A 14,414-nucleotide genomic window follows, 5' to 3' on the forward strand; every position below is an offset into this window, starting at 1 on the left:
GGCAGCACCTTTTCCCAGGGAATCCGTTTTAATGCGTTGGTTGCTCGCTCTTATCTGCCTGTCGTTCGCTAGCCTGTCTTTGGCCTCTTCGGTGGAAACCCTTGGCGGTAAACCTGTCGAAAAAGTCCTGGTGCTCAAGTCCGCCCATCAGTTGCAACTGATCAACGACGGCAAGCCGCTCAAGAGCTATCGGATCTCCTTGGGCAAAAACCCGAAAGGCACCAAGCAGTTCGAAGGTGACCGCCGCACGCCGGAAGGCTTTTATTGGATCGACTGGCGCAAGACCAGCGACCGCTTCAACCTGGCCATGCACATCTCCTACCCGAACATCAGTGACTCCGCCCGCGCGCGCCGCGAAGGCGTGAAACCGGGCAGCATGATCATGATCCACGGGACGCCCGACACCGAGGAATACCCGGAGCAGTGGTTCCACACCCTGGACTGGACCGACGGCTGCATCGGCATGCGCAACGTGGATATGCGCGAAGTCTGGAACCTGGTCAAAGACGGCACCATGATCGAGATTCGGCCGTAATCCGCGACCGTTCGTAAAATAATTCGAAAATAATTCCTGCCCTCGGCAGCGCCTGCCGGTGAATACCAGTTCACCGCGCGGGCTGTGCACTTGTGCGCGCCTTAAAGACCTCTCTAATACCACTTGATGCCAGGCACCATTAAAGCGCCTTTAAACCGGCACCCGCACCGTTTTGGCTGCATTGACATGGTATTTAAGTGGTATTAATTTCCGGCCATTACCGGGCGACAACACTCCAATAACCGCATCGGAAACTTCACAGATGAACCCTATCCTGACGCTGCGCCCCGACGACAAGCAATCCACGCCGCTGTACCTGCAACTGGCCCGCAACCTTGAAGCGGCGATCCATGCCGGCCAGTGGAAATCCGAGCAGGCATTGCCGTCGGAACGCGCCCTCAGCGAGCAGTTGAGCATTTCGCGAGTCACTGCCCGTAAGGCGCTGGAAGTGTTGTTTGCCCAAGGCCTGATCCGCCGCAGCCAAGGCTCTGGCACCTTTATCACGCCGCGCCTGGAGCAGCCGCTGTCACGCCTGTCGGGCTTCAGCGAAATGCTCCGACTCAAGGGCTTTGTGCCCAGCTCCCAGTGGCTGGAGCGCGATATCACCCCGCCAACCCACGAAGAGCTGATCCGCCTGGGCCTGTCGCCCAGCGACAAAGTGGCGCGCCTCAAGCGTCTGCGTAAGGCCGATGACACGGTCATGGCGATTGAAATGACCGCCATGCCCGCCGCTGTCTTGCCGCACCCGCAAGCCATCGGCAATTCGCTCTACGAATACCTGGAAAGCATCGGCAAGCCGATCGTGCGCGCCCTGCAACATATCCAGGCGATCAACGCCTCGGACGAGTTCGCCAAGTTGGTGGGCATTGCCCCCGGCACCGCCATGCTGCTGATGACCCGGGTCGGCTACACCGCCGACAACACGCCGATTGAAATCACCGACACCTACTGCCGCAACGACTACTACGACTTTGTCGCAGAGCTGCGCCGCCACGACTATAGCGCTGAACTGCGCCTCTAGAGAACTGCCCATGTCCGAAGACAACATCCTCACACCCGGTGGCTGGATTCGCGGCCGCCTGGTGCACGCACACGGCAAGGTGGTCGCCATCGAAGGCACGCCGTGCGACCCGGCTGAAAACGATTTGCCGTACCTGCTGCCGGGCTTTATCGACCTGCACGTACACGGTGGTGGCGGCAAAGACATCATGGAAGGCGTCGCCGCCTTCGAGACCATCACCCGCACCCACGTGCGGTTTGGCACGACCTCGCTGCTGGCCACCACCATGACCGCGCCGGTGGACGAAATCTCTCGTGTGCTCGGCCAGCTCGGCACCTTCTGCGAGCAGCGCCCCACCGGCAGCGCCCGTGTACTCGGCGTGCACCTGGAAGGGCCCTACATCAACCCCGGCAAACTTGGTGCACAACCCAACTTCGCCCACACTGCGCTGATGGCCGAGGTCGAAGCCTACCTGCGCCTGGCGCCCATCCGGGTGATCACCATTGCGCCGGAGATCGCCGGCCACGACACCCTGATCCGCGCGCTCAGCCAACGCGGTGTGCGCATGCAGATCGGCCACACCCTGGGCAGTTATGAAGAAGGTGTCGCCGCCCTCGCGGCCGGCGCTACCAGCTTCACGCATTTGTATAACGCCATGAGCCCGCTGCATCACCGCGAACCGGGCATCGTCGGCGCCGCCCTGGCCCACGCCAAATACGCGGAATTGATCCCGGATTTGCTCCACGTACACCCCGGCGCCATCCGCGTGGCCTTGCGCTCGATCCCGTGCCTTTACTGCGTCACCGATTCCACCGCCGCCGCCGGCATGCCCGATGGCGAATACAAGCTGGGCAGCCACACCGTCACCAAATGCCTGGGCGGCGTACGCCTGGCGGACGGCACGCTGGCGGGCAGCACCCTGACGATGGACCAGGCGCTGCGCAACCTGGTGAAAATCGGCCTGCCCATCAGCGAAGCCTCACAACGCCTGTCGCAATTTCCTGCGGATTACCTGGGCCTGGAAGAACGCGGGCGCCTGCAACCGGGCAGCTTTGCCGACTGCGTGCGCATGGACCGCTCCCTGACACTCACCGACGTAATGGTCGAAGGAGAAACCATTGACTTCAAAAATGCTTGAAGAGGCCCTGGCCTCCTGTGACGCCGTCGCGGCGCAACTGCAACGCCTGCACCCGATGCTGGAAGAAGTCGCCGGGCGCCTGCGCCGCCAGCCGCCGCAAGTGGCGATGACCATCGCCCGTGGCAGTTCAGACCATGCCGCCAGTTACTTCGCCTACCTGGCCATGCAGCATGTGGGCATTCCGGTGGCGTCGTTGCCGATGTCGGTGGTGACCTTGTTGCAGGCGCCGCTGAAAGTCAGTGGCCAGGTCGCGTTCGGTTTCTCCCAATCGGGGCAAAGCCCGGACCTGGTCAACAGCCTGCGCCTGCTGCGCAAACGCGGCGCCTTGAGCATTTCGATGGTCAACGCCGAAGACTCGCCGCTGGAAGCCGCCTGCGAATTCCATGTGCCGTTGTGCGCCGGGCCGGAACACAGCGTGGCCGCCACCAAAAGCTTTATCGCCACCCTCAGCGCCAGCGCGCAGCTGATCGGCCACTGGAACCAGGACCTGTTGCTGCTGCAAGCCTGCCAGGCGTTGCCCGCCGGCCTGCGTGAGGCCGCCACCCAGGACTGGCGCGCAGCGGTCGAGGCCTTGCGCGCCAGTCAGCGGCTGATTGTCATCGGCCGCGGCGCCGGTTTTGCCATCGCCCAGGAAGCCGCACTCAAGCTCAAGGAAACGTCGGCGATCCAGGCCGAAGCCTTCAGCAGTGCCGAAGTGCGTCACGGGCCGATGGCTTTGATCGACCAAGGCTACCCGTTGCTGGTGTTCGCCCCACGCGGTGCAGAGCAGGCCGGCTTGTTGAGCCTGGCCGCTGACATGCGCCAACGCGGCGCCCGCGTGCTGCTGGCCGCGCCGGACGATATCAGCGAGCGCGACCTGACCCTGACCCGCGCCGAACACCCAAGCCTTGACCCGATCCTGGCGATCCAAAGCTTTTACGTAATGGCTGCGGGCCTGGCTGAAGCGCGGGGCATGGACCCGGACCAGCCGCGTCACCTGAGCAAAGTTACCCGCACTCACTGAGTAGCGTTTTCCTGATGAGTACCGTGCCCATGTCTTACAACAATAATGAATTGACCCTAAGCGCCCCACTCAGTGGCCCGGTGCTGACCCTGGGCAACGTTCCCGACGAAGTGTTCGCCAGCGGCGCCATGGGCGACGGTATTGCCATCGACCCGCTGAATGACTGCCTGCACGCGCCCTGTGACGGGGTGATTATCCATGTCGCCCGCACCGGGCATGCGCTGACGATTCGCGCCGAAAATGGTGCCGAGGTGCTGATGCATGTGGGCATCGACACCGTGGAGCTGAATGGCGAAGGGTTTGCGCTGCTCGTGAAGGAAGGCGCACGGGTGAGTCAGGGCCAGGCGCTGGTGCAGTTTGATCTGGACCGTATCGCACGCCAGTGCAAAAGCCTGATCAGCCTGATCATTCTGACCAATGGCGAGCGCTTTGAGCTGCGGCCGGTAGCGGGAAAAACCGTCAAGGTGGGTGAGCCGTTGCTGCACATTGTTGCGCGCTCGGCAGCGCTGTCGCCGGCGGCTGTGGATAACTCGGTCACCGAAGTGCGCGCCAGCGTGCGCATTACCCACCGTGGCGGTTTGCATGCCCGCCCCGCCGCCCTGGTGCGCAAGACCGCGCAAGGGTTCAGCAGCCATGCAGAGCTGCACTTCGCCGGTAAGTCGGCGCCGTGCGACAGCCTGATTGGTTTGATGGGGTTGGGCATTGGTGAAGGTGATGAAGTGCGGATCACCTGTCGCGGCAAGGATTGCGAGGCGGCGTTGCAGGCGTTGGTGGCCGCACTCTCGGTGGCTGTGAGTGAAGAACACCACGCGCCGGTAGCCGTGGCACCGCGTCGGGTGAGCACCGAAGCCGGTGTGTTGCAAGGCGTGTGCGCCGCGCCCGGTCTGGTCTGCGGGCCGCTGTTTCGCCTCACCGGTATCGAACTGCCGCAAGACACGGGCAACCATGTCGCCGACGAACAACTGCAGCGCCTGGACACCGCGCTGGAGCACGTGCGCGGCGAAATCCGCATTACCCTGGAGCATGCACGGCAACGCAAGAATGTCGAAGAAGAAGACATCTTCGCCGCCCACCTTGCGCTATTGGAAGACCCCACGCTGCTGGACGCCGCCACTGGCGCCATCGAACACGGCAGCGCCGCCACCCACGCCTGGCGCGATGCAATCCAGGCGCAATGCGCAGTGTTGCTGGCCCTGGGCAAACCGCTGTTTGCCGAGCGCGCCAACGACCTGCGCGACCTGCAACAACGCGTACTTCGTGCGCTGTTGGGGCAAGCCTGGCACTTCGAATTGCCGGCCGGTGCGATTGTCAGCGCCCATGAACTGACCCCCTCCGACCTGCTGCAATTGAGCGCGCAAAACGCCGTAGGCATTTGCATGGCCGAAGGCGGCGCCACGTCCCACGTCGCGATTTTGGCCCGCGGCAAAGGCTTGCCGTGTGTGGTCGCGCTGGGCGCCGAAGTGCTCGATGTGCCCCAAGGCCAACGCGTGGTGCTGGACGCGGCCAACGGTCGCCTGGAACTGGCACCCAGCGAGGCGCGCCACGCTGAAGTGCACCAGATTCGCGATGCGCAAACCCTGCGCCGCCAACAGCAACAGGCCTTCGCGCAGGAACCGGCGCGCACCACCGATGGCGTGAGCATTGAAGTCGCTGCCAATGTCGCCTCCAGCGCCGAAGCCCAAGTGGCGTTTGAAAACGGCGCCGATGGCGTTGGCCTGTTGCGCACCGAATTCCTGTTTGTCGACCGCCGCACCGCGCCGGATGAGCAGGAGCAACGCCAGGCCTACCAGGCCGTGCTGGACGCCATGGGCGACAAGTCGGTGATCATCCGCACCATCGACGTGGGCGGCGACAAACAGCTCGACTACCTGCCGCTGCCGGTTGAGGCCAACCCGGTGCTGGGCCTGCGCGGCATTCGCCTGGCGCAGGTACGCCCGGACGTGCTCGACCAACAACTGCGCGCCCTGCTGCAAGTGTCTCCGCTGGCGCGTTGCCGCATCCTGCTGCCGATGGTCAGCGAGGTGGATGAACTGCTGCAGATCCGCCAGCGTCTGGATGAACTCTGCGCGGAGCTGGAACTGACCCAGCGCCCGGAACTGGGCGTGATGATCGAAGTGCCCGCCGCCGCGCTGATGGCCGACCAACTGGCCCAGCACGCGGACTTCCTGTCCATTGGCACCAATGACCTGTCCCAGTACACCCTGGCCATGGACCGCGACCACGCCGGCCTCGCCGCCCGGGTCGATGCGCTGCACCCGGCCTTGCTACGGCTGATCGCCCAGACTTGCGCGGGGGCGGCCAAACACGGGCGTTGGGTCGGTGTGTGCGGCGCCCTGGCGTCCGACCCGCTGGCCACGCCGGTGCTGGTTGGCCTGGGTGTGAGTGAACTGTCCGTCAGCCCGCCGCAAATCGGAGAAATCAAGGACCGTGTCCGCCACCTGGATGCGGCGCAATGCCGGCAATTGAGCCAGGGCCTGCTCGACCTGAGCAGCGCCAAAGCCGTTCGCCAAGTCTGTCAACACCACTGGCCGCTGAGCTGAAAACAACAAGAATAGGGAGACACGCCATGTACCAACACTTTATCGAAGGCTTGCAACGCCTCGGCCGCGCGCTGATGCTGCCGATCGCGATTCTGCCGATCGCCGGCCTCTTGCTGCGCCTGGGCGACACCGATCTTTTGAACATCGCGGTGATGCACGATGCCGGGCAAGCAATTTTCGCCAACCTGGCGCTGATCTTCGCCATCGGTATTGCGGTGGGTTTTGCCCGCGACAATAACGGCACGGCAGGTTTGGCCGGGGCGATTGGTTACCTGGTGATGATCTCCACGCTCAAGGTGATGGACACCACCATCAACATGGGCATGCTCGCCGGTATCGCCAGCGGCTTGATGGCCGGTGGGCTGTATAACCGCTTCAAGGACATCAAGCTGCCGGAGTACCTGGCCTTCTTTGGTGGGCGACGGTTTGTGCCGATTGTCACCGGGTTTTCGGCGGTCGCCCTGGGGGTGATCTTTGGCCTGATCTGGCCGCCGATCCAGCACGGCATCAACAGTTTTGGCGTGCTGCTGATGGAAAGCGGTAGCTTTGGTGCCTTCGTGTTTGGCGTGTTCAACCGCCTGCTGATCGTCACCGGCCTGCACCATATCCTCAACAACATGGCGTGGTTTGTGTTCGGCAGCTTTACCGACCCAACCACCGGCGCCATCGTCACCGGCGACCTGACCCGCTATTTTGCCGGCGACCCGAAAGGCGGCCAGTTCATGACCGGCATGTTCCCGGTGATGCTGTTCGGCCTGCCCGCCGCGTGTTTGGCGATGTACCGCAATGCACTGCCGGAACGCCGCAAGGTCATGGGCGGGATTTTCCTGTCGATGGCGCTGACCTCGTTTTTGACCGGCGTGACTGAGCCGATCGAATTCGCGTTTATGTTCCTCGCACCATTTTTGTACCTGATCCACGCGGTGCTCACCGGCCTGTCGATGGCCGTGACCAACATGCTGAATATCCACCTGGGCTTTACCTTCTCCGGTGGCTTTATCGACATGGTGCTCGGTTGGGGCAAATCCACCAACGGCTGGCTGGTATTCCCGGTCGGGTTGGCTTACGCGGTGATCTACTACAGCGTGTTCAACTATTGCATTCGTCGGTTCAACCTGAAGACACCGGGGCGTGAAGACATCCAGGTGGTGCAGGCTGAGGTGATGACCGATAACCAGCGGGCCAGTGCCTACATCCGCGCACTCGGCGGTGCAGAGAATTTGCTGAGTGTCGGCGCGTGCACTACACGTCTGCGCCTGGACATGGTGGATCGCAACAAGGCGGTGGATGCGCAGTTGAAAGCACTGGGCGCCATGGCTGTGGTTCGGCCGGGTAACGGCGGGAGTTTGCAGGTGGTCGTAGGGCCGATGGCCGACAGCATTGCGGATGAGATCCGCCTGGCGATGCCGTCGTTTGTTGCCAGTGCGCCGGTGGCCGCCCAGCCTGTGGATAAACCGGTTGCGGTGAATGTGCAGGAGGCCGAGAAGTGGCTGAATGCTTTAGGCGGCCGCACGAATGTGCGCCAGCTGGAAGCGGTGGCGATGACCCGGTTACGGGTGGAACTGGGGGATGATTCGGTGCTGTCTGAAGAGGACCTGACTGCGCTGGGTTGCCAGGGTGTGAGCCAACTGGACAGCGGGGTTTGGCACCTGTTGATTGGTGACAAGGCCTTGGGGTTGGGTGAGGCTTTGGAGCGGTTGGTCGGTGGCCGCAAGGTCGGTGCCAGGGTTTAGAAATGTAGCGGCGGCTCTGGCCTCTTCGCGAGCAAGCCCGCTCCCACATTTTGATCGGTGCCCGACGTGGCAATGCGGTCAAATGTGGGAGCGGGCTTGCTCGCGAATGGGCCTCATAGGCACCCGATCACTTCTGTTCAGGCACCTCAACTAAATCCAACACCCGATCCACCATCAACTGGATACCCTCCAGCATCCGATGAATCCCCAGCACCGCATCACGCTGCGGGCCGTCGATGTCAAACGCCAGATTGCCCGCCAGCGCCTGCACGGATGCCAGGTCTTGGGAGGCATTGGCGAGCAGGGTTTCGCTGTTCAGGTTGGGGAGTACGGAGAAGATTTGCTCGGTTGGTTGATCGCCTGCTAGGTGGGACGCAGCTTTAGGCATGGTTATATCAAGTCGTAAGTTGTCGCTGATCATCGTAAAACTCCATACAGAAATAGGCTCCTGGTGAAATTTTCAGGCTTGCAGTCCCGGTCGCCACATTGGCAGCGACCCGAGAAGACTAGTGCCGCCAGTTCCTAGGGACAACCTGAAAGCCCTGTAGGAAGTCTCCGAGACTTGAAGATATCGCAGGCAATAAAAAACCCGGTCCAAGCCGGGTTCTTTGTTTGTAATCTACGCCTAAGCAGATGCCGCACGCTGTTCGGCTTCGTAATGGCGAGTCTGGAAAGGCATCAGCGCTTGAGCCTTCAACCCCAGCCCCTCACTCAACCCCCAAGACACCGCCAATTCATCACGACGGCTGCGCAGCGCAACAGCGCCTTGTGGTTGCACGTTTTGCTTGGCAGCAGAAGCCGAAAACAATTCAAGCGCCTTCAACGCTTCCATTACCCGGGAATCCGTCGCACATGAAAAGCGCGTGAAGCGCTCAAGCAAGTAACCTGCGCGACGAAGCTCCACCTCACTGGAATGCGCCTTCAGAAAAGCCCTCACCTCACCCACAAGGTTCGCGTCCGAGTACCAAACCGCTTTTGCTGCACAGACAAGCGCCGCGTCATCAGCCTGATTCAAAGGGCTTTTGACCAGCGTATCCAAGGCGGATGAGAGGACGGGCGCGTTAAAAGGCTTCGTCAACTTCAGTCTCCAGGTAGTCGTGCAGAATATTGTTCAGAATGGATCTAGGTGATTCTTTGTTGCCAACAGACATATCAATCGCCTGCAATGCCAATCGACGGAACTCAGTGGCAAGGATGAAGCCTGCCCTGAGCAACACCATGATGTCGCTTACATCCTGATCCGTAGCTCTGCCCAATTTGGAGATCGCAATATCGATAGGCGCAGCAATGTGCAGATGCAGTGCAGACTCGTGAGGAAATTCCTCAAGGGGAATACTTCGTTCCCAGTAGTCTTCGTGAAGCGGGCCAAATGCAGTGTTGTATTGAAGATCGTAGTTCAGCTCCATGACGCGGCCGGATTGCTCATCGAAAAATGCTTCTGGAAACTCCGCCAGCAATGTCCGTAGACGCAATGTGTCTCGAGTATTCGCGCAGTAAATCTCTGCATCCACATCAGTGGAAACTCGATGGTGCGTATACAAATGGACAGCACAGCCACCAAAGACAATAACCTTCACCGCGCCGGGCTTGGCGCCCTCAACCATCAACTCCACCTCGATGGACTTGAACATTGAAATCAAAGCCTGGCCCAGTGGGGTACTCGTATTGAGGCGAGGAGCGACGGTATCTGGAAAATCCATTATTAATCTCAAGCCGGTGCAGCATTGCCGAACGGGTCTTGAGTTCAAATCCCGATCACTGATTGGTCAGTGACCGAGGAAGGCTATTGAGGCGAGTTCCTAGGGACAACCTGAAAAGCCTGCGGGAAAGATCTGATGCGCCTGTCCCGGCGCCATCGCAGGCAAGCCAGCTCCCACATTTTGAACGTATTCACAGATCAAACTGTGGGAGCTGGCTTGCCGGCGATTGGCCCTTGCAAACAACAAAAAACCCGCTGACCAAACTGGCCCAGCGGGTTTCTTGTTTCTGCAATCTGCGAATCAAAAATCCGCCAACTGCCACACCTCATACGCCGGTGTCTCATAGGGATGGCTCAGTTTCAACGCGGCTACAACCGCCACGATCAACTCATCCGCCACCACCAGCTCAACTTTCCATTCTTCAACCACTTCAACCTGGCCGACTTGCCCGATAAACGGCTGGCTGCCGTCCAACGCGCGAAATTGGCCCTGGCCCAGCACTTGCCAGGCGCAGCTGTCGTAGTCGCCGATGCGCCCGCCGCCAGCGGCGAAGACGGCGGTTTTCACCGTCTCCACATGGCTGTCGGGCACAAAGAAGCTGAGCTTGTACACCGCCTTAGTTCACCCACACGCGAGCGTTGCGGAACATGCGCATCCAGGCGCCGTCTTCGTTCCACTCTTCCGGGCGCCACGAGTTCTGCACGGCGCGGAACACCCGCTCCGGGTGCGGCATCATGATGGTCACGCGACCGTCGCGGCTGGTAAGGCCGGTGATCCCGCGCGGCGAGCCGTTCGGGTTGGCCGGGTAGCTTTCAGTGACCTTGCCGTGGTTATCGACGAAACGCATGGCCACGCAGCCGGACAGGTCGGCTTCCAGCAAGGCTTCTTCGCTGGAGAATTCAGCGTGACCTTCACCGTGGGCGATGGCGATCGGCATACGCGAGCCGGCCATGCCTTGCAGGAAGATCGAGTTGGACTCTTGCACCTGCACCATGGCGACACGGGCTTCGAACTGCTCGGAACGGTTACGCACAAAGTGCGGCCAGAACTCGCTGCCCGGGATCAGCTCGTGGAGGTTGGACATCATCTGGCAACCGTTACACACACCCAGGGTGAAGCTGTCGTTGCGCTCGAAGAAGCCCTGGAACGCATCGCGCGCACGGCTGTTGAACAGCGCCGACTTGGCCCAGCCTTCACCGGCACCCAGCACGTCGCCGTAGGAGAAACCGCCGCAGGCCACCAGGCCTTTGAACTCATTGAGGTCAACACGACCGGCGAGGATGTCGCTCATGTGCACGTCGATCGCATTGAAGCCGGCGCGGTCGAACGCGGCCGCCATTTCCACCTGGCCGTTGACGCCCTGCTCACGCAGTACGGCCACTTGTGGGCGGATGCCTTTCTTGATGTAAGGCGCGGCGATGTCCTGGTTAACGTCGAAGCTGAGCTTGGTGCTCAGGCCCGGGTTGTCTTCTTCCAGGATCACGTCGAATTCCTGCTCGGCGCAGTCGGCGTTATCGCGCAGGCGTTGGATCTGGTAGCTGGTCTCGGCCCACTGGCGTTGCAGCAGACGGCGCTGGCCGGCAAACACGGTATCGCCGTTGAAGGAGATGTTGATTTCGCCGTTGTTGATCGGCTGGCCAATCACCGCCACGCAGTCGTCCAGGCCAGCGGCGCTGAATTGTGCGAGTACGTCCGGGGTAGCGTCCTGGCGAACCTGGATCACGGCGCCCAACTCTTCGTTGAACAGGATGCCGTTGATCTCGGCGGCATCCTCGGCAACGCTGTCGAGCACGATGTTCAGGCCGCAGTGACCGGCGAAGGCCATTTCCACCACGCTGGTCAGCAAACCACCGTCGGAACGGTCGTGGTACGCCAGCAGGTGGCCGTCGGCGTTCAGGCCCTGGATCACCGCGAAGAACGCTTTGAGGTCTTCAGCGTCATCCACGTCCGGCGCGTGCTTGCCGAGCTTGCCGTGGGTTTGCGCGAGGATCGAGGCGCCCATGCGGTTCTGGCCACGGCCCAGGTCGATCAGGATCAGGTCGGTGGTGCCCTTGTCCATGCGCAGCTGCGGGGTCAGGGTCTGACGGATGTCGGTCACCGGTGCAAAACCGGTAACGATCAGCGACAGCGGCGAGGTCACGCTCTTGTCGGTGCCGTCTTCGTTCCAACGGGTGGCCATGGACATGGAGTCCTTGCCCACCGGAATGGTGATACCCAGCTCGGGGCACAGCTCCATGCCGACGGCCTTGACGGTGTCGTACAGGCGCGCGTCTTCACCCGGGTGGCCGGCAGCGGACATCCAGTTGGCCGACAGTTTGATGTCGGACAGCTTGCCGATGCGGGACGCGGCGATGTTGGTGAGGGTTTCACCAATGGCCATACGGCCCGACGCCGGAGCGTCCAGCAAGGCCAGCGGCGTGCGCTCGCCCATGGCCATGGCTTCACCGGTGTAGACGTCGAAGCTGGTGGCGGTGACGGCCACGTCGGCCACCGGCACCTGCCATGGGCCAACCATTTGGTCACGGGCAACCAGGCCGGTGATGGTGCGGTCGCCGATGGTGATCAGGAAGCTTTTGCTCGCCACGGCCGGGTGGTGCAGCACGCGTTCGATGCTGTCGGCCAGTTCCAGCGTGCTTGGGTCGAAGTCATCGCCCAGTTCGGCTTCACGTACCGCCGAACGGTGCATGCGCGGGGCTTTGCCCAGCAGCACTTCGAGTGGCATGTCCACCGGGCTGTTGCCGAAGTGGCTGTCGGTGACCGTCAGTTGCGGCTCGGCAGTGGCTTCGCCGACCACGGCGAACGGGCAACGCTCGCGTTCGCAGATGGCCTGGAAGCGCGCGAAGTCTTCAGGGCCGACGGCCAGCACGTAGCGTTCCTGGGATTCGTTGCTCCAGATTTCGTGCGGGGCCATGCCCGGCTCGTCGTTTGGAATGTTGCGCAGTTCGAAACGGCCACCACGGTCGCCATCGTTGACCAGTTCCGGGAGGGCGTTGGACAAACCGCCAGCGCCGACGTCGTGGATGAAGCTGATCGGGTTCTTGTCACCCAACTGCCAGCAACGGTCGATGACTTCCTGGCAACGGCGTTCCATTTCAGGGTTTTCACGCTGTACGGAAGCGAAGTCCAGGTCCGCCGAGCTGGTACCGGTGGCCATGGAGGAAGCGGCGCCGCCGCCCAGGCCGATCAACATCGCCGGGCCGCCGAGTACGATCAGCTTGGAGCCGACCAGAATCTCGCCTTTCTTGACGTGTTCTTCACGGATGTTGCCCATGCCGCCGGCCAACATGATCGGCTTGTGGTAGCCGCGCACTTCGTCGCCACGCGGGGTGGTGATGGACTGCTCGAAGGTACGGAAATAGCCGGTCAGCGCCGGGCGCCCGAATTCGTTGTTGAACGCGGCGCCGCCCAGCGGGCCTTCGATCATGATGTCCAGCGCGGTCACAATGCGCTCGGGCTTGCCGTACGGCACTTCCCACGGCTGTTCGAAGCCCGGGATCTGCAGGTTGGACACGGTGAAACCGGTCAGGCCCGCCTTTGGCTTGGCGCCACGGCCGGTAGCCCCTTCGTCACGGATTTCGCCACCGGAGCCGGTGGCGGCGCCCGGGAACGGGGCAATCGCGGTCGGGTGGTTGTGGGTTTCAACCTTCATCAGGATGTGCACCGGCTCCTGCACCGCGCCGTACTGGCGGGTTTCAGGGTCCGGGAAGAAACGCCCGGCGACGGAGCCGACGATGACCGAAGCGTTGTCCTTATAAGCCGACAGAACGCCTTCGCTGTGCATCACGTAGGTGTTCTTGATCATGCCGAACAGGCTTTTTTCCTGGCTTTCGCCGTCAATGTCCCAACTGGCGTTGAAGATCTTGTGACGGCAATGCTCGGAGTTGGCCTGGGCGAACATCATCAGTTCGATGTCGTGCGGGTTGCGCTTCAAGCCGTTGAAGGCGTTGACCAGGTAGTCGATCTCGTCCTCGGCCAGGGCCAGGCCCAGTTCGGTGTTGGCTTTCTCGAGGGCGGCGCGGCCACCGCCCAGCACGTCAATCGCGGTCAGCGGCTTGGGCTCGGCGTGGCTGAACAGACCGCCAGCCTGTTCCAGCTGGCTGACGATGATCTGGGTCATGCGATCGTGCAGGCTGCTGGCGATCAGCTCGGCCTCGGCATCGCTGAACTGGCCGGCGACGTAGAAAGCGATACCGCGTTCCAGGCGCTGGATTTTTTCCAGGCCGCAGTTACGCGCGATATCACTGGCCTTGCTCGACCAGGGCGAGATGGTGCCGAACCGCGGCAGAACCAGGAACAAGCGGCCGTTTGGCTCTTGAACGGGAACGCTGGGGCCGTACTTCAGAAGGCGTGCGAGCACTTGCTGTTCGTCGGCGGTCAAGACGCCGGTAACGTCGGCGAAGTGAGCAAATTCAGCATACAAGCCTGTAACAGCTGGAACCTTTTGGCTCAGTTGCTCAAGGAGTTTGCTGTGGCGAAAGGCAGAAAGGGCAGGAGCGCCGCGCAGGATCAACATCTTCGGGACAGCCTCGGGAAGGGGGTGTGCTTTGAGGCCGTGCATTCTAGCGTAAACCGCCGCCAACGGCACCCGAAACGGCACGGCTGGCGGCTGCCGAACGTCAGTTGGCACGGATTGCACGCTATCGGGGCGTTTTCCAGGGCTTTGCGCGCAGTTATTTTAACCGTCACAAACCCTCGCCAACCCACGTTTCTGCGGGCTTCAGCCCGGTTTTGCGGGCGCTAGCAGACAAGTCCCCTGCTGTCGAGA

The 14,414-nt window shown here is 61.8% G+C and carries 11 protein-coding genes; 6 read left to right on the top strand and 5 right to left on the bottom strand.

Annotation, left to right across the window (positions count from 1 at the left end):
* Window positions 1-31 precede the first annotated feature (31 nt).
* The 6 genes from A7D21_RS10835 (at window position 32) to nagE (ending at window position 7,949) form a co-directional block, all read left to right on the top strand.
* On the top strand, window positions 32-535 hold the full coding sequence (locus A7D21_RS10835) for a murein L,D-transpeptidase family protein (RefSeq protein WP_053257843.1): 504 nt from the start codon (window positions 32-34) through the stop codon (window positions 533-535).
* A 262-nt stretch (window positions 536-797) separates the two neighbouring features.
* Entirely contained in the window at window positions 798-1,556 is a 759-nt protein-coding gene (locus A7D21_RS10840) for a GntR family transcriptional regulator (protein WP_069551687.1), read from the top strand.
* A 10-nt stretch (window positions 1,557-1,566) separates the two neighbouring features.
* Window positions 1,567-2,673 carry an N-acetylglucosamine-6-phosphate deacetylase gene (gene nagA, locus A7D21_RS10845; RefSeq protein ID WP_069551688.1) on the top strand — a complete coding sequence of 369 codons (1,107 nt, stop codon included), beginning with the start codon at window positions 1,567-1,569 and terminating at the stop codon, window positions 2,671-2,673.
* Complete coding sequence (locus A7D21_RS10850; protein WP_053257846.1) at window positions 2,666-3,676, top strand: SIS domain-containing protein; 1,011 nt, start codon at window positions 2,666-2,668, stop codon at window positions 3,674-3,676. Before nagA ends, A7D21_RS10850 begins: the two co-directional genes overlap by 8 nt.
* A 29-nt stretch (window positions 3,677-3,705) precedes the next feature.
* Window positions 3,706-6,216, top strand: a complete 2,511-nt coding sequence (gene ptsP, locus A7D21_RS10855; RefSeq protein ID WP_069551689.1) for a phosphoenolpyruvate--protein phosphotransferase — start codon at window positions 3,706-3,708, stop codon at window positions 6,214-6,216.
* A 26-nt stretch (window positions 6,217-6,242) separates the two neighbouring features.
* A complete protein-coding gene (gene nagE / locus A7D21_RS10860; RefSeq protein ID WP_069551690.1) occupies window positions 6,243-7,949 on the top strand; it encodes an N-acetylglucosamine-specific PTS transporter subunit IIBC in 1,707 nt (568 codons plus the stop codon).
* Between the two features lie 127 nt (window positions 7,950-8,076).
* Here the strand turns inward: nagE and A7D21_RS10865 are convergent, their stop codons facing one another.
* From A7D21_RS10865 to purL, 5 genes are all read right to left on the bottom strand, one after another.
* Entirely contained in the window at window positions 8,077-8,337 is a 261-nt protein-coding gene (locus tag A7D21_RS10865) for a DUF6124 family protein (RefSeq protein ID WP_069551714.1), read from the bottom strand.
* 237 nt (window positions 8,338-8,574) lie between these two features.
* A complete protein-coding gene (locus A7D21_RS10870) occupies window positions 8,575-9,027 on the bottom strand; it encodes a hypothetical protein (protein WP_069551691.1) in 453 nt (150 codons plus the stop codon).
* On the bottom strand, window positions 9,011-9,649 hold the full coding sequence (locus A7D21_RS10875; protein ID WP_069551692.1) for a DUF6036 family nucleotidyltransferase: 639 nt from the start codon (window positions 9,647-9,649) through the stop codon (window positions 9,011-9,013). The genes A7D21_RS10870 and A7D21_RS10875 overlap by 17 nt, the downstream gene beginning before the upstream one ends.
* Before the next feature lie 300 nt (window positions 9,650-9,949).
* A complete protein-coding gene (locus A7D21_RS10880; RefSeq protein ID WP_065908663.1) occupies window positions 9,950-10,261 on the bottom strand; it encodes an NGG1p interacting factor NIF3 in 312 nt (103 codons plus the stop codon).
* Window positions 10,262-10,265: 4 nt separating this feature from the next.
* Window positions 10,266-14,162 (bottom strand): phosphoribosylformylglycinamidine synthase, encoded by a 3,897-nt coding sequence (gene purL, locus A7D21_RS10885; protein ID WP_069551693.1) that lies wholly within the window; start codon window positions 14,160-14,162, stop codon window positions 10,266-10,268.
* Window positions 14,163-14,414: the final 252 nt, after the last annotated feature.

The organism is Pseudomonas sp. AP19, from assembly GCF_001728855.1.
Classification (GTDB): domain Bacteria; phylum Pseudomonadota; class Gammaproteobacteria; order Pseudomonadales; family Pseudomonadaceae; genus Aquipseudomonas; species Aquipseudomonas fluorescens.